Source organism: Clostridium frigidicarnis, assembly GCF_900111985.1.
GTDB lineage: Bacteria > Bacillota > Clostridia > Clostridiales > Clostridiaceae > Clostridium_Z > Clostridium_Z frigidicarnis.
Map to the genome: position 1 here is coordinate 1 of NZ_FOKI01000006.1, position 18,552 is coordinate 18,552.

The window sequence follows — 18,552 nt, forward strand, 5'->3', positions numbered from 1 at the left end:
AAATATTCTTATAGATATTATTACCATAAATACCAGTTACACATACAAAAAAATAAAAGTAGATTTGTTTTTACACAAACCTACTTACATTCTCGAAAAAACCAAATCTCCAATTATAAACTCTTTAGAACTAGACTTAAAGACCTTGTGCTTACCAATGAAGATCCATCAAGCGATAAAGCTCAAGAACTAGGTAGCCTTTTACATAATATAAACCTTAATCGCTCTATGGGTGATAATGATACCCTTAAAGAAATGAAATCTTGCTATGATAACTATACTTCCAGTAAAGATTCTATTGATCCTCTTAATTATAAAATTCCCTCTGAAGAAATGTGCTTTTTAAAAGAGGTAATGAGATTTTTCTATAAAAACAATAAAGGAATATAAGTAAAAAAATACTTATATTCCTTTATATTTATTGCTTAAATTTTAGATTTTCATAAATTATATATCTTCTATTTTTTCTTCAGCTCACTAACTTTTAATATATTTCATTTCATACTCTGTAACATTTCCAATATAGACTTTATTAAGATCATTTTTAAATTCTTTATATACTTTTCTCATTTCCTCTATGCTTGTTGCTTCTTTATCCATTTTATAATTTGGAACACATCTTGTAATATGTAAAGGTATATTACTATCTATACTCTTTAAATAATCTCTAATTAATTTCACAGAATCTAAAGATGTATTTTCGCCCTCTATAAGAGGAATTGTGATTTCCACGTGGCAGCCCATTTCAATACTTATTCTTATGGTATTTAGAACAGGTTGCAATATCCCCTTACAAATGTAAGCATAAAAAATTTCATCTCCTTTTAAATCTATGTTTAATGCATCTATATAAGGAAGGAGTTCTTTTAATGGTTCTTCATTTATAAATCCATTAGTTACAAGGACTATCTTTTTATCTTTACTTTTTTCTTTTAATTTTTTAGATACTTCTAATATGTATTCATAGCTTACTAATGGTTCATTATAAGCAAATGCTATTCCTATATTGTTTTCATCTTTAAAACTATCTATCATTTCTATTGCTTCATCACTAGTAACAGTTCTATTATCTGCTAAATTTTGAGATATTTCATGATTTTCGCAAAATGAACATTTAAGATTGCATCCAAAAGAGCCTAACGTCAATACATTGCTACCCTTATGAAATTCACATAATCCATGTTTTTCTATAGGTTCTAATGCAGTTTTAGTTATCCTCTCATAATTTAAGCTATAAAGCCTTGGTTTTTTAGATTTAATCTTTTCACATCTTCTTGTACCACATAATCCAGTTCTGCCTTCTTCTAATACACATTTATGAGGACATAACATACATTGTACCGTTTCATCACTCTGTAAAACATAATAAAGAGCCTCTTTAATTTTCCCATTAGGACCCAGCATATTATAATATCCTGACATATTAATCCCATCTCCTTAAGTATTTACTATATTACTATGTTTTTATATTCTACTTAACTTTATACCTTTAATTTCAATGTTTTATATTCTTCACAAAATAATAAAAATAGACCATGTAAATATACCACAGTCTATTTTTCACAAATTATTTTTATGATTAATTTAAAATTTCATTATAAAAATACATTAACCTTGTTTTTAATCTTCGTTTATAAATAACCTTAATTTCATTTATTAAAGATTAAATTTATCTATTTCCATCTTTAAACTTTCAGAAAGAGCTTTTAAAGTTTCGCTATATCCAACTACTTCTTGGGTACTATCTAACTGTTCCTCTGAATTTCTTAATATCTGCTCTGAACCTTGAGATATTTCCTCAACAGATTCTGATATTTGTTCAAAGGTATTACTTAAAGAATCTTTTCCTTGTTTCATTGTGTTTGTATAAGTTTTTATTTCCTCTGACATATGAAGTATTTCTTCTAAAACATTTTTTATGTCTCCAAATATAGAGTTGTTTTCCTTACTATATTTTATGTTGTTTTCAGCCACATCTATGCTTTCACATATTTCATTTACTGCATGTTTAGATACAGTTTGTATTGCTTCTATTTTTTTCTTAATATCTTCAGTGGCACTAGATGTTTGTTCTGATAGTTTTCTTATAGAAGATGCCACAACTGAAAATCCTTTTCCAGCATCTCCTGCCCTTGCAGCTTCTATAGATGCATTTAATGCTAATAAATTTGTTTGATTTGCAATTTCTGTTATTATATTGACAATACTTGAAATCTCCTTTGAACTTTTATCAACTTGTCCTATAATCTCATTTAAGTTATTAGTTGCTTCCTTATTTTTCTCACTCCACTTTGCAAGTTCCATGGAGGTTGTAAATCCTCTTTGGCTTAAATTATTCATATTGTTAGTTCTATCTACTATATCATGTATTCCCTTTGTTACACTTTCAATGTTTTCAGATAAATTCTCTTCTTCTTCCATCCCATTGTCTATTTCACTAACAGATATTTCTGTAGACTTAACCATTTCCTCTATGGAACAAGTTATTTCATTGCTACTAGCTGCATTTTCCTCAACAAAAGCTGTTAAATTTTCTGCTGCATCATTAACATTCTCCATAGACTCTTTTATATGAGCAATTACATCTCTGAAGATACCTCTCATTTTAAATAATGCTTCTGCCATAACTCCTATTTCATCTTTTCTATTAACTATGTTATTGTCTTCCTCACTATTAGATAAATCTAAATTTGCTGTTTTCTCTACTAACAATGATAAATCTTTCAATGGATTTATTATTTTTCCTATTATAGCTCCTAATATAAGTCCTATAACTATGAAGCTTATTATTGATATTAATATTTGATAAAGTACTATTTTAGTTACTATAGAATTTATACCACTTTCTTCAATTCCTACATCCATGGTTCCGTATAAATTTCCATTTTTATAAATAGGTCTCATAATATCATATGTCCAAATTCCTTCAACCTCTGCAAAAAATCTAGTGTGCTGTTTTGTTCCCTTTGTAGCTCCCTCTATTGTATAGTCATCTTTATAAGTTTTATTAAGTTTATCTTTATTGCTATGTACTATTGCTTTAACTTCATCCTTATTTATAACTACCGCATAAACAATACCCTTTTGGTCCTTCTTTTCATCTACAAGCTTTTGTAAATCTTCAACTACATTATCACTGCTGTTTAATATAAACTCAGCCTGTTTTGATATTTCGTATACCTGATCTTCTGCCTTTTCTATAAGTACCTCTTTCATATTTGTATTAATAAGTAAAGTAGTAACTACAGTGTTAATAAGTAATATTATAAATGTTATTAATAGTACTGATAATATTAGAACTCTTTTTATACTTTTATTTTTTATTTTATTAACTTGATTCTTCATATGGCACCCCCAATTAAGTTAAATTTAGTTAAAAGTTATTTAAAACTATTTAATCTATTATCGTACAAATTACTAAAACTTTAAGTATAATTTTAAATAATCTGTCACAATATTTATCATTTTTTACCATATATTCTTCAAATAACCTTTTTTCTCTTATTATTTATTATATATTATCATATATGTAATATAAATCCAATAAATAGATCTTAAATTTATTTCTTTGTTCTTTTTAACACTATAAAAAACATCCTTTATTCTTAATTCTTAAGTTTCAAAATTCACCTTCAAAAACTTTTTTCTAAAAAAGCTTGTCCCTTGTAACTTGCAACTTGACACTTTAAATTTGTCACTTGTCACTCTCTTCATATAGTGTATACTTTATTATGAAGGGAGTGTTCTAATGGAAATTTATTGCGTTAATGTTCATAATATAATTTGCAAAAAACTTTTAAATGTAAGCTGGTTAAACAAATTAGGGTTTAAAAAAAATTTAATTGATGACTATATAAAAAGTTATGAGTTTTTAAATACACTGTGCTCTATGGTTGATAACAAAGATTTTACGTGTAAAAGCACATTAAACCTTTTAAATCCTCTTATTAATGCCTTAATTAAAGATAAAAATCTAACTTCATTTGCACCTAATGATTGGCTTACTTACATATATGAGTTTACTTTACACAACAATTTTCCTGATGCTTCAAGTATCACTATTGTTCCTGAATTAACTCCTATATGTGATTTTTATTTAAAATGTCTTAAAGTTATATGTGATACTGAAAAAATAAATAATGGGGACTCTTTTATGAGTAAGTACCCATTAAAATTTTTAACTTCTAAGGAAGAACAAAATTTAGAAAATAAAGATGAATATTTAAGATTTATAAGATCTTTTAATAATTTTTATGTTTATGAAATGATGAAATTAAATGGAGAAATTACTGGTTTTAATACCTTAGAACATATATGTGGTGTGCATTATTTAGCTCTTTTCATAGCAAGGCAGCTTAAAAGTTCAGGAATAAATATAGATCTTGGTAGAGTTTCTGGTGCTGCTGCTGGTCATGATATTGGTAAATATGGATGTAAAAAAAGTGAAATGAAAAGGGTTCCTTATCTTCATTATTACTATAGTGATCAGTGGCTTAAAGACCACAATATTCATTATATAAGGCATATTGCTGTAAATCACTCTACTTGGGATTTAGAACTTGAAAATCTTTCCCTTGAGAATCTTATTCTTATTTATTCTGACTTTAGAGTAAAAAACACTTCCTCTGAAGAAGGGATAGAGATGCACATATTTACATTACAAGAATCCTTTAAAATCATCCTAGATAAACTTGATAATGTAGATGAAGCTAAAGAAAATAGATATAAAAGAGTTTATGAAAAACTACAAGACTTTGAAAGCTTTTTAATTAGTATAAATATAAAAACAAATATATATGATTTACTTAATCCTATTAATCCTCACTCTATATTAAGTAAAAAGGATTTTGCTTTAACCCAAGGTTATGAAGTGGTTTGTTGTCTTAAATATATGGCAATAGAACACAATATAAATCTTATGTATACCTTAAGAGATGAGGTTTCCCTTGAAACCTTACTTGAAAAAGCAAGAAGTGAAAAGGATTGGAAAAATCTTAGAGAATATATAAAGATTTTTGAGGAGTATTCAACTTATCTCACTCAAAAACAAAAACTTCAAACCATGAATTTCCTTTATGAAAACCTTATCCATCCTGAGGATGATATAAGAAATCAATGTGCTAAAATACTTGGTTCTTTAATAGCCATTTATGATGAAAAGTATAGAAAGGAAATTCCCCTTGAGGTTGCTACTGAATTTTCTGACCATGAAAGTCCTAAAATTCTTGAAAAATATATAAATTTAATGTTATTTCCTAGCCACAAAATAATATCAGATCATAGGTATTGGCTTGGATATAGTTTAAGTACATTGGTTAAATACCTGTTTTCTAATTGCAACGAAAATATGGTTGTAACTTATAGAAAGGTTATTTTAAGCTTTTTTAATGCTAATAAATATAAGAATTCTGAAAGCTATTTATTTCTTTTGGAATGTTGCAAATTTATCCCTCTTAGCCCTTATGATGATAGTGTTATAGATTTTTATAATTTTATATACTCAATGCTTTCAAAACGAAATTCTATCTTAAGATTAAGTGCTCTTGAAAGTTCCATAGATTTAATATCTAATTGTAACTTCCATGAATTGTTTATAGATAATCTTACTGTATACCTAAATAATTCAACAAAGAGAAGCTTAATTCCATCTGAAAATTTACTAAGATATAACCTTTGTAAGACCCTTAATCTAGAGGAATTAATGCCTACACTTAAAGAAAACTGTATAAATACCACTGAAGAAATTCAGGAAATATTTCTTTCTAATTTGAAAAGTGCTACCACTTGGGTTAAAAAGAAATATCAAGTTTCCCTTCTTTTAGATGAGGCTTATTATGATAAAAATGCTAACCCAATGCATACAGCCCTTCATTTTTGTAATCTTTTAAAAGTTAGCGCTGTAGAAGGAGTTAGAAATGCTGCTGGTAATGCTATATTAAATCTTATGCCGAAGCTTAACTTCTCTGAAAAGAATGAAATAGCTGTGGAGCTTGTCCGCGCTTTAGAGATGGAGGAAAATAAGTTCACTGAATACATACCTAAATATTTAGGTCAAATTTTTTTATATCTTCCTCCTACAGAGTTTGATGAAATAGTTGATGATTTATGTTATAAAATTAAAATTTCAAAAACTAATGTTAAATCTCTCTTATTAAAAACCCTAGGTTTTACCTTAGAGTTTTATGATAATTATAAAACTAGATTTCATGAAAATAAATGTCATTTTGAAGAAAGACGTAAAACTCTTCTTGGTATTGTTTTAAATGGTCTTGGGGATTATAACAACCAAGTTAAGCAATCTTCTCTTGGTTCTATTGGCAAAGGAGTTTTTGGCTCTAAGGATCTAAGTCTTAAACAAAAAAACGTTATATTTAATCTTATAGCAAAAAAACTTTTAACTCTTTTAGTAGAAGAGAAGGAAAATGAGCTACTCTTTCTTTCAAACTGTGCAACATTAAATCACATATATAGATTTATATCAGATTATAGCTTTTTCCTAGGCAATATTGATTTACCTATACCTAGAAAGGTTGCCTTTTTCCCTGGTACCTTTGACCCATTTTCTTTAAGTCATAAGGAAATTGCAAAAAGAATAAGAGATTTAGGCTTTCAGGTTTATCTTGCTGTAGATGAGTTTTCTTGGTCTAAAAAGACCTTACCAAATCTTTTAAGAAGATCTATATTAAATATGTCCATAGCAAGTGAAATAGATATGTTTCTTTACCCTGATACTTATCCTACTAATATTGCTAATGATAGTGATCTTTTAACTCTAAAAAACAACTTTAAGAATTCTGAAGTTTATATAGTTGTTGGAGCTGATGTTATAGTTAATGCTTCTTCTTATAGGAAAGAGCCTACTGAAGATTCAATTCACAACTTCTCTCATATAATCTTTGAGAGAAATAAACTTAAAAATTTAGATAAAGCAATTAAAAATATAAATGGGAATGTTGAAATTTTAAATTTACCAAATAAGTACACTGATATAAGCTCAACTCAAATTAGAAATTATATAGATGAAAACAGAGATATATCAAGACTTGTTGATCCTCTAGCTCAACAATATATCTATGACAATGGCTTTTATCAAAGAGAGCCTTTAAACAAAATAGATGTAAAACCTCTTTCTTTAGATGTAGATGTATTTGATAATTTAAATAATACTCTTTTGCAAAATATATCCAATCTTACCTTTGATAAATATGGTAAAGTTTTATGTGAAAAAATAATAGATACATTTAAGAAACCTTCTGGTAGAGTTATTTTACTTAAGGATAGTTATAGTGGTAAAATTCTTGGTTTTTCTTTATTTCACTGGAGCCGCTCTTCTATGCTTTATGAGGATATAAAAGATGTAGAAATTGCAAAAAACATAAGAAATAACAGTCTTGGCCGTATAATTCTTTTAGATGAACTTTATATCCATGAATATGATAAAAATAAAACCATACTTCCAATACTCTTAACCGAGACCTTAGCTTTCTGTATATCTCGTGATTATGAATTTGCAGTTTTTAAGAGTTCTGAGGATTCCTTAACACCTTATGGTATAGATGATTTATTAAAATTGTATGGATTCAAAGAAATTACTGATAATAATAAGGGCAATATTTTTTTAGTTAATATGAGTAATCCTTGTATTATAAGTTTTGATATAGAAAATCATCTAAAGGAACCTTTTAGAAGCAATAATAAAATAAAGAATGTAATAAACTCCACAAGAATAAAATTTCAAAAGGCTATTTGTAAATTATTTCCTGGGCAACTTGTTTTACCTTTTGATATTAATATGGTATATCAAGGTATGATAAAGAAAGTTTGTAAGGAAAATAATGTACCTACTAAAATACTTAATCCTAGGACTTTAGGTGATTATATGTGTGTACCTTATGGTGATATTTTAGATAGATATACAATTCCAAATACTGTAACAAAATCTCTACATAGCGAGAAATATTTCCACCCAGATATGAACTCTTTTGATATTAAGGAATCTCCTCGCTATTTAAATTTAAAAAATCAAATAAAGATGTTAAAATCCTTTAATCGTGAAGTTATATTAGTAGATAACATTCTTCATAAAGGATATAGAATAAGAGCTTTAGATCCTCTATTTAAAGAACAAGGTATAAATGTTAGAAAGATTATAACTGGTATATTATCTGGTAATGGTAAAGATATTATGGATTATCAAGAAAGAGCTGTTGATAGTGTATATTTCATACCAAGACTTAAAATTTGGTTTAATGAAAATGATTTATACCCATTTATAGGTGGCGACTCTTTATGGAGGGGAAAATTTCCTGAGCGAAACCTTTTACCATCTGTAAACTTAATTCTTCCATATACTTCACCAGTATTTATAAGAGGAGCTTCCAAAGAAGCAATATATGAATTTTCAAAAGTATGTATTGAAAATTCAATTGAAATCTTTAAAGTTCTAGAAAAAGAATATCATAATATTAATGAAAGAAATCTAAATTTACATTGCCTCGGACATGTGTTTAATACCCCTCGTGCTGTAGATCATGGAAACCATATTAAATACGATTTGAATTTAAGTCCTATTTACTATTTAAATAATGATCTAGAAGCGTTACTAAGATTTGAAAATATTGTTAGGAGATGATTTAATGAATTATTATAAACTTAAAGATAAAGTTTTAATAACTAATGAAGATTTATCATTTGAAAAAGTATGTGAAGGTGATTTAAAAAACTTTAATGGTCATGTATTTTATGGAGATAAAAAACCTTTAGATAGTTTTAGAAGTTTTTTTAAGATTAATTCTACTGAAGATTTAAAAGAAGAAACTTTAGAAATTCTTAAAAACCATAAAAACTCTAATGACTATCCTTCTATTCTTTTAAATGCTATTAATGAGAATAGGGCTTCATTTGTTAATTTAAATAATGATTCTTTTAAAGATATAATCAATAATTGTAATCCTAAAAAATGGAGAGTAAATGTAGTTGGTCTTGGAGATGTAGGTGGTACATTAATCACTGGTCTTAGACTTTTAGGGGGAGACATTGTTGAATCCATAGGAATCTTTGATTTAGATAAAAACAAAATAGATAGATGGATTTTTGAGTGCAATCAAATACTTGATATAAATAATCCTACTGCTCCGTACATTGAAGAAGTTAAAGAAGATGAGCTATTTAACTGTAATATGTTTGTATTTTGTGTATCTGTTGGAGTACCTGAAGTTGGACGTGAAAAAGAAGATGTTAGACTTGTTCAATTTGGAGGAAATAAAAAAGTTCTGTCTCTTTATGCTAAAAAGGCAAGAGAAAATAATTTCACAGGAATATTTTCAGTAGTTTCTGACCCTGTAGATTTATTATGTAAGGTTGCCTTTAATGAAAGCAATAAAAACTCTAATGGAGAATTTGACTTTAAAGGACTTAAATCTCACCAAATTAAAGGCTTTGGCCTTGGTGTTATGAATGCTAGGGCAAATCACTTTGCCATGGAAAACCTTGAAACTAAAAATTATTTAGAAGAAGGTAGAGCCTTTGGTCCCCATGGTGAAGGTCTTCTAATTATTAACAGCATGACAAATTATAATGAAGATTTATCCAATATGTTAACTCACAAAACCAAAACTGCAAATCTTAAAATTAGAAGTGCTGGTTTTAAACCTTATATTGCCCCTGCCCTATCTTCTGGCTCAATAAGCTTAATTGCAACAATGAGCGGGAAATGGCATTATAGTGCTAACTTTATAGGTGGAACTTTTATGGGATGTAAAAACATTGAAACACCTTATGGAACATGTATTGAAACTTATGATTTTCCTTCTAATGTTTTTGAAAAACTACAAAACACTTATGATTATTTAAACTCTATATATAAGTAATATAATATGAAAGAAAAAATTTATGTAATTAAGCCTAATAAAAATATAAGTCCTAGGCTTAATAATATGATAAAAGCATTTGTAGAGGGAAAATCTCATGAAATCATAGAAGATTTTACTACATCTCTAAATTTGAAAAATAAAAAGCTTTTATTTGCTGCAGAAATTAACAAAAGTCTTTATGATATTTCTATGATTAATTTTTTAAGTGATTTAATTGAAAATGATGAGTTAGCTCTTGAAAATTCCATAGGTTCAATGATTATTTGTAGTCCTTGTGAACTTGGAACTAAGAACTTTGGTCAGGATATATTATTTTTATCCAACAATATGGGATGCCATTTCATTGGTCATCCCCTTGTTGAAGCAACTGATAAATTAAATAATCTATTGAAATGGAAAAGGGTTCTAAATCTTCCTTTAGAACAGGTCCTATTAAATAGATGTGCAACCCTTGGAGAAAGATTATTTTATTTTGAAAACCTAAAAATTGAAAACCCCAAAATTTTAGTTTTATACTCTACTCCACATAAATATTCTAATACCTTAGCCTTATGGCATATGGTAAAGGATAATTTACCTTGTGACTCTAACATTAAAGAGATATGTATTGAAAATGGTAAAGTTCAGGATTGTAAAGGGTGCAGTTATAATGCTTGTGTCCATTTTGGCAAAAGAAAAAGCTGCTTTTATGGAGGTGTAATGGTTGAAGATGTACTTCCTGCTATTGAAGAATCAAATATTATAATCTGGCTTTGTCCTAATTATAATGATGCCATAGCAGCTAACTTGACCGCTGTAATAAACAGATTAACAGTTTTATATAATAGAATAATATTTCATGATAAAAGTATTTTTGGCATAGTTGTATCTGGCAATTCTGGTAGTGATTCTGTTGGAAAACAACTTATTGGGGCATTAAACTTAAATAAGGGCTTTCAATTGCCTCCAAATAGTATACTAACAGCTACAGCCAATGACCCTAAATCTATATTAAATTATGAAAACGTTGAGATATTATCCAAAAACTTTAGTGATAATATAATGCATATAATTAAATGATATATTTTTAAAATAAATCCCTACATTAATATATGTATAAATTTATAGGTTTAATTATATGAACAATAAATTTAAAATTAAATAAGCTTTAAGCCATGAAATTCAAGTTGAAAATAACTTAAATTCATGGCTTTTAACATTGAAATCAATTGATTCTTTGCTTTATATGAAGTTTACTTTTAAAAAATATATTACTCTAGTTAAAAAGTCTTAATCTTTAGTAAATAAAACAATTACTGGAGATTACCTCCTTAATCTTCATAGTTATGTTGAAAAGTTTACATTTTCATTGCATTTTTACCATTGCTTATTAGTTATCAAAGTACTATGATAACTAATAGAAATCCTTCTATATATATACAAAATAGACTATTTTTGATGATTTCACTTATAAGGAGTTAGATAAATTATGGTAAGGTTATATGTAAACTTTCAAGATAATGTTCCACAGTATCATTGCACTGCTTGTTCAGCTTGTACAAGCACCTTTGGAAAAAGCCTCTGTAAAATAAAAAACAGAGGATGTTGCTTTTATTTCCCTAAGTTTAATTTAATAGACATTCTAAGAATGACTAAAACTAAAGAGGGATTAAATACATTAAGCAAAATAGTTCATAATAAAGGAACAGAAATTTATCACTACTATATACATTCAAAAGGATATTTTGATCACGAAGGATATAATAAATATTTAGAAACTAAACCCTCTTCTTCTAATCAGGATTATTGTGAAGAAAATATCCAGGATAAAACAATGTTTTTTAGATCTTGTCCTTTTGTCCAAGAAAATGTTGGATGTACACTTCCTATAAAATATCGAACAAATGTATGCAACTTTTTCATATGTAATGAAGTAAAAAAAATACTTGATACTTTGCCTTTGCTTAAAGAATATGAAGAGGAAGCTGCAAAATATTCAAGGTTTAATGATTGGCAAAATGTAGGTTTAGAGTCTATTCTTAAAGATTTAAACATAAATCTTAAGGACAATCTTTATGAATGCATAAAAATTTTAAGGGATATACCTTTAGAGGAATGTGAATTTCCTAAACTGCCCTCTCTAGATAGCTATAATACCTTAAAAGAAAATGCTTAAATTGTTATTAATTTTGTACAATATTATATAAATAAAAAAGATATCAAGTCTCTAAAAAATAATAGACCATAGATTAAAAATATATTAAGTATAATCCCAAAAATTAAAAGTCATTCATAGTGGTACTATGGGTGACTTTTGTTATTTATGTAAATGTAGTATTATGTCAAAAAATATATTATGTAAATATAATTATGCATATAAACAATAAACTCTTTATCTTTTCTATAATCATCTCCAAAATTATTTCATTAATCTTCCTGCCCTAAATTATGAACAATTTTATAGCTCTTTCTCATCTCTAAAACCTTTATTTAAATGGTTTATTCATAACAACCTCAATACATCTCGCTATTTCTATTCACAAAATGTTTTCTTTTATTTTACAATCTTCAAATTTGTACCCCCCTTGACTTTGACAGATTGTCATTACTCTGTTATTATTTATCATGTTCCCAAAAATTTTTGAGAACACTATTAAATGTCTTTTACATTTTTTTCTAACCATAAGTTATTATTATTTTTTAATTTTTGTCCAATAATGGTATATTATAGTATCATAGATTATATAATTATTCTAATAACTTTATTAAAAGGAATTTACTAAAACAGTTAATTAAAAACTGTTAACTAATTATATTAAGGAGGATGATATTTTGCATAAGAAAATTTTAGCAGTGTGTATTTCTTTAACCATTGTTATGAACCAAGTGTTTGTTGCAACAGTTGCTAATGCTGCTCCTAGTGAGGCTATTGAAAGTAGTAACACTCAAATCAAAGAGTTGGACAAACAAATAGTTGATCTTAATGCTCAAATGTCTACTTTAAACACAGAAATAAATAAATTAAATGATACATTAAACCAAAATAGCACTGAGATAAAAAATACAGAACTTAAAATTAAAGATACTGAAGTTAAGATTAGTGAAACTAAGAATAATATATCTGAAAAAGAAAATATATTAGGTGATAGATTAAGAGGTATGTACAAAAGCGATACGTCTTCTAATCCTTTATTACTTGTACTAAGTTCTGAGAACTTTTCAGATTTGCTAAATAAATCTGAAGCTATGGTTAGAATAATAGCTTTTGATAAAAAATTTATTAGTGAATTAGATGCTGAAAAAGAGAATTTAAACAATCAAATAACTGATTTAAATAAAAAAGAAACTGAACTTAATGAATTAAAAAGTTCTACTGAGCAATCTCTTAAAGAAGTAAAAGACAAGCAATCTGAAAAACAAGGTGTTTTAGATAAGTTTAATGAAGAGAAAAAACATTATTTATCTATCATAGAGGAGAATGAAAATTCTTTAATAAGTCACTCTGTTTCTGTAATTAATTCATCAAATTCTATAGATGAACTTAATAATGCAGTAACCACATTAAAACAATTGCTACCGTCTCTCTCTGCTTCTTCCGTTAAGAATAAAGCTCAAGAGGCAATTAACACTGGGACAAGCAAGATATCTAAACTTCAAACTCCTAATTCTAGCGGAAGTTCTAACGGTGGTAATAGTGGTGGTATTACACCTGCTAAGAAAACATATACCATGGACGCAACAGCTTATTGTGATGGACTTATAACTTCAAGTGGAATTCCACCTAGAAGAGATCCTTCAGGTCTTAGTACTGTTGCAGTAGATACTTCTGTAATACCACTAGGTTCTAAGCTTTACATCCCGGGTTATGGACTTGCTATAGCTGCTGATATTGGTGGAGCTATTAAGGGCATGAGAATTGATTTATACATGAACTCAGAATCTGAGTGTAATTCATTTGGTAGACAATCTGTCACTGTGCAAGTTCTTGCTTATGATGGAGAATGGTAATACTTTCAAGTTAAAAATTGATAAGTTAAATGTTTCGGATACAATTAAAAGCTCTATAGTCCTTATGGCTATAGAGCTTTTGTTTTTATAATAATAATCTTCCATAGTATTACCTTGAAACTATTATTTTAACAAAAATTTTCTTACCTATTTGAATTATCAATTCTTCTTCTATTTCTATTTTTGATAGATCTAATTCTTTATTATTATTTACTTTTACTCCTCCTTGACTAGCAAGTCTTCTTGCTTCACTTTTGCTTTTTACTATATTGTTATTAACTAATATATCCACTAAGTCAAAATCTTTTTTATCTACATTTATTGTTTTTATATCATCTGGTATTTGCTTCTTTTGAAAAACTAACTTAAATCTTTCCTCTCCTATTTTTGCTTTTTCTTCTCCATGATATAAAGTAACAATTTCTCTTGCTAAATTCATTTTTATATCCCTTGGGTTAGCTTTATCATTGTCTAGTTGGTCTTTTATTCCGCTTATCACATCTGGATGAATATCTGTTACTAACTCGTAGTATTTAATTATCATTGAATCAGGAATATTCATAGACTTTTCAAACATAGTTTCTGGGCTTTCATCTATTCCAATATAGTTGCCTAAACTTTTGCTCATCTTCTCTACTCCGTCTAAGCCTTCTAACAATGGCATAAATATTGTAGCTTGTGGTTCTTGTCCATAATGTTTTTGGAGCATTCTACCCATTAATACATTGAATCTTTGATCTGTTCCTCCAAGTTCAATATCTGCCTTTAGTTCTAATGAATCATATCCTTGCATTAGTGGGTAAAAGAATTCATGTATTGATATTGGCATATTATTATCAAATCTCTTTTTAAAGTCTTCTCTTTCAAGCATTCTTGCAACTGTCATTGTAGATGCTAAATCAATTATACTTTCAAGACGCAATTTTGATAACCACTCACTGTTGAATCTTACCTCTGTTTTTTCTTTATCTAAAACTTTAAATATTTGTTCTTCATATGTCCTAGCATTTTCTAACACTTGTTCCTTTGAAAGAGCCTTTCTAGCCTTTGATTTTCCTGTTGGATCTCCAATCATTCCAGTGAAATCACCTATGACTATAACTGCTTTATGACCTAAATCCTGTAGTTGTTTTATCTTCCTAAGAACCACAGTATGACCTAAATGTATATCTGGTGCACTAGGATCCAACCCTAATTTTACTACCAACTGTGTGTTTTCCTTATCTGCTTTTATAAGTTTTTCTTTAAGATCATCAAGACCTATTATTTCGTCTGCTCCTTTCATTATAATCTTTAATTGTTCTTCTAAATTTTTCATTATAAATCCTCCCTTAATATTTATTTTAGAAATCTTCTTAAGAAGGTTTCATCATTAACTTGTCATTAATTAAAGCTGTCAATTCCCTCATTTCAAGTTTAACCTATTATAGGTTTTTAATTCTATATTCTCAATTTCAAAAACAGCTTAACCTTAAATTTTATCAGTTAGCAAATTACAGCTTTTCTAGGCACGCTTCTAGACATAAAAAAACTCCCGTCCTTATATAAAAGGACGAGAGTGTTATTCACGTGTTACCACCTTGGTTCATTGTTATGTCACCATAACAACCTCTTCAAGTACGCCAATAAAATATATAATTATATTAAATAAAAATATACCTTTTTACTGGTTATACTCTAGCACTGTAACGTGTGCAAAATACGACAACTGCCTACTGGTTGTAATCTTTCGGAGTGCTGCTCAGAGATGTATTCAAATTAAATTCATTTTGCCCTTCTCACTATCCAGGTACTCTCTGTAAAACTCTTTTAATTCTACTTGTTCTCTTCAAAGCTTTTTCTTATAAGTTTACGGTTATTATATAATAGGTTTTTTTCATTGTCAAGGTTATAAAAATATATTTTTAAACTATTACTTTATTTTTCTTCTTAAATGATTATAATGAATATTTATTACCACTTACTACAATGAATTTTATTTTCATCATATCTATAATCAATTTTCTTATCTATTAAGGCACATTCAGAAAAATAACAAGTCAGTATGCTAGTCTATTTTGTGTCATGTTCCTAAAACACTATTTCATATATATTTAATTCTGATCCATCTTCTTTAAGTTCTTTTAATTTAGGAACTATTGACGTAAAGTGCTTACTACTATTATGTACCTCAATAGCTTCTTTATCCTTCCATTCCTCAATAAATGTTAAAACGTTTTTATTATTTATATCTTCATTTAAACTATATGATATACATCCTTCTTCTTTTAAACTTTCCTTTACCAATTCTTTTGCAAGGTTTTTAAACTCATCTACCTTGCCTTCTTTTACTACATTCTTAGATATAATTTTCAACATAATCATCAAACCCCTTAATAATATATTTTTCAAACTACCTTTAATATTACATACTAAAAACTGTAATATCAAGTGCTCTTTTTTAAGTACCTAGGTTACTTTTATGTTATCTAGCAATTCTAACCATAGAATTTCACACTAAAATAACTTTAATTTTTCTAATTATCTTTCCATGGCTATTTAACCTAGAAAGTTATTTTTCTCTTTATCTTACACATGCAAATATGAGATAATCAACTAAGATTGAATATTCCAATATACAACAAAATACATAAGCCTTAAAAGAACTAATAAAAATTCCTCTAAGGCTTACTATTTTAGCTAAACTTATATTTCGTAACTAAAAGCTATAAATGTATCTATATCCTTTTCTATAAGTTTTAATGAATTTCTCCAGAAATTTATGTCATGAACGTCTATATCCATTATTCTTGTAACATCTTCAATTTTATTTTTTCCTGTTACAGATAAAAGTTCTTCATATTGTTCTGGGAACTCTTTTCCCCTTTTTAGATATTCAGCATAAAGCCCTTTTGCAAATAGAATTCCAAATGCATATGGAAAGTTATAAAAATTAGCATCTGCATAATAATAATGAGATTTCCATGTCCACATATATGGATGTAAATACTCTTGATCTAATCCATCACCATAAGCTTGTCTTTGAGAATCTAACATAATTTCCTTTATTTCATCTACTGAAAGTGAGCCATTCTTTCTTCTATTAAATACTTCACTCTCAAATAAATATCTTGAATATATATCTATAATAACTTGAGTTGAATCGCTTATTTCTGTTTCCAATATAGTAAAAGCTTCTTCCTTAGATGCATTTTTTATTGCCGCCTTTTTTACTATGGCTTCACAAAAATTAGATGCAGTTTCGGCTAATGGCATTGGATAACTTGTATTTAAAACACTTTCATTATTTAAGCAAGAGCTGTGAAATCCATGTCCAAGTTCATGTGCCATTGTTACAACATCGCTAAATTTTCCACCAAAATTAAGAAGTATTCTACTCTCCTTTAATCCCATCAATGATGAACAGAATGCTCCCCCTACCTTTCCTTCCTTAGGCATAACATCTATCCAATTATTATCAAAAGCTTTTCTTGCAAAGTTGCCTAAATTATCACTAAAAGTTCTAAAATTCTTTTCAACAAAACTCTTTGCTTCTTCATAGTTAAACTTCATTTCATTTTTTATAACTGGTGCATAAAGTTCGTAAAATGGTAATCCATTTTTATAACCTAGTAATTCTCCCTTTCTTCTTAAATATTTTCTAAAGGCAGGAAGTTTTTCTTTCATAGCTTCTAACATTACATCTAAAGTTTCCTTATCCATTCTAGAGTTTTCTAATGTCATATGAAGTGGAGATTCATAACCTCTTGTTTCACTTACAGTCAAAACTTCACCCTTTATTCCATTTAATGCAGCTGCTACTCCATCTTCTATTTTCTTATAAGATTCTATTTCAGATTCATATGCCTTTTTTCTTATTTCCTTATCACTATCATATGCCATATTAAGAACCATTGTAAGTGGTGTAGAACTTATTTCTCCATCTATTTCCATATCTACTTTATGATTAGATATTAAAAGATTTTTATATGTTACCCAGGCATTAGATCCTGAATTTTTCATTTTTGCTAAAAGAGCTTCTTCTTTTTCACTAAGTAAGTGTTTACTTGACTCAATTATTTCCTCTAAATAAAATTTATGTTCTTTTAATAAAGATGAATTTTCAATAATTGAACCAATATCTTTTATTTCACTTATCCACTTATTCATTTTTGTTTGAGGTTCTGCTAATAGACTAAGTTTTAAATTTAATAGATCATCAGCCTTATTAGCTTCCTCATTTTTAGAATTAACACTAATTGTTAAAAATGCAAATCCTCCTATTTTGCTTTCCAAGCAATCTAAGTCTTGTTCCTTCTTAATCATATTTTCTAACTTTTCTTTCTCGTTATCATGATCTTTTGTAGCTTCGTCAATAAATTCCTTTAACCCTTTTATAGTATCATCTAATTTTTTCATGTCATTTTGAAATTCTTCACATTTAAACGAATCATATAATTCCTTTAAGCTCCAATTTAGCCCCATAATATATCCCCTTTCTTCGCCTAAGACATTTTTAAATTTTAATCTAAACAATTTCCCCTTTTAATTGTTTAAATTTTCAATATAGTTTCATTATTATAAATACTACACTTTTTACATTTTTCCTCTATTATTAACCTTAAATTTACATTATTTATACAAAAATCTCTTATAAGGGACTATGAGTTTAAAACGGAAGTTATTCATCTCATCAATCCAACATGAACTTTTT

11 protein-coding genes and 1 other annotated feature are annotated in these 18,552 nt (G+C 27.7%); of the genes, 6 read left to right on the forward strand and 5 right to left on the reverse strand.

What is annotated here, in order from left to right; genetic code table 11:
* Positions 1-390: hypothetical protein (locus BM119_RS20125; protein WP_207647666.1), on the forward strand; the 390-nt coding region annotated here is incomplete at its 5' end.
* Positions 391-477: 87 nt separating this feature from the next.
* Here BM119_RS20125 and BM119_RS04750 read toward each other — a convergent pair.
* Together BM119_RS04750 and BM119_RS04755 are read right to left on the reverse strand one after the other, a co-directional pair.
* A complete protein-coding gene (locus tag BM119_RS04750) occupies positions 478-1,422 on the reverse strand; it encodes a radical SAM protein (protein WP_090039366.1) in 945 nt (314 codons plus the stop codon).
* 234 nt (positions 1,423-1,656) lie between these two features.
* Positions 1,657-3,345: a methyl-accepting chemotaxis protein gene (locus BM119_RS04755; protein ID WP_090039368.1), complete on the reverse strand. Its 1,689-nt coding sequence runs from the start codon at positions 3,343-3,345 to the stop codon at positions 1,657-1,659.
* Between the two features lie 403 nt (positions 3,346-3,748).
* Between BM119_RS04755 and BM119_RS04760 the strand changes: the two genes are divergently transcribed.
* The 5 genes from BM119_RS04760 (at position 3,749) to BM119_RS04780 (ending at position 13,859) form a co-directional block, all read left to right on the forward strand.
* Positions 3,749-8,632, forward strand: coding sequence for a nucleotidyl transferase family protein (locus tag BM119_RS04760; RefSeq protein WP_090039369.1), 4,884 nt, complete (start codon positions 3,749-3,751; stop codon positions 8,630-8,632).
* 4 nt (positions 8,633-8,636) lie between these two features.
* Positions 8,637-9,869 carry a lactate/malate family dehydrogenase gene (locus BM119_RS04765; protein ID WP_090039371.1) on the forward strand — a complete coding sequence of 411 codons (1,233 nt, stop codon included), beginning with the start codon at positions 8,637-8,639 and terminating at the stop codon, positions 9,867-9,869.
* 6 nt (positions 9,870-9,875) lie between these two features.
* A complete protein-coding gene (locus BM119_RS04770; protein ID WP_090039372.1) occupies positions 9,876-10,931 on the forward strand; it encodes a flavodoxin family protein in 1,056 nt (351 codons plus the stop codon).
* Between the two features lie 409 nt (positions 10,932-11,340).
* Positions 11,341-12,027, forward strand: coding sequence for a hypothetical protein (locus BM119_RS04775; protein WP_090039374.1), 687 nt, complete (start codon positions 11,341-11,343; stop codon positions 12,025-12,027).
* Between the two features lie 656 nt (positions 12,028-12,683).
* Entirely contained in the window at positions 12,684-13,859 is a 1,176-nt protein-coding gene (locus BM119_RS04780; protein ID WP_242948319.1) for a 3D domain-containing protein, read from the forward strand.
* A gap of 109 nt (positions 13,860-13,968) precedes the next feature.
* On the opposite strand, the gene tyrS is transcribed toward BM119_RS04780, so the two are convergent.
* The 3 genes from tyrS to BM119_RS04795 form a co-directional block, all read right to left on the reverse strand.
* Complete coding sequence (gene tyrS, locus BM119_RS04785; RefSeq protein WP_090039376.1) at positions 13,969-15,177, reverse strand: tyrosine--tRNA ligase; 1,209 nt, start codon at positions 15,175-15,177, stop codon at positions 13,969-13,971.
* 227 nt (positions 15,178-15,404) lie between these two features.
* Positions 15,405-15,700: a binding site (T-box leader), on the reverse strand.
* 229 nt (positions 15,701-15,929) lie between these two features.
* Complete coding sequence (locus BM119_RS04790; RefSeq protein ID WP_090039377.1) at positions 15,930-16,217, reverse strand: putative quinol monooxygenase; 288 nt, start codon at positions 16,215-16,217, stop codon at positions 15,930-15,932.
* A 327-nt stretch (positions 16,218-16,544) separates the two neighbouring features.
* Positions 16,545-18,323, reverse strand: a complete 1,779-nt coding sequence (locus tag BM119_RS04795; RefSeq protein WP_090039379.1) for a M3 family oligoendopeptidase — start codon at positions 18,321-18,323, stop codon at positions 16,545-16,547.
* Positions 18,324-18,552: the final 229 nt, after the last annotated feature.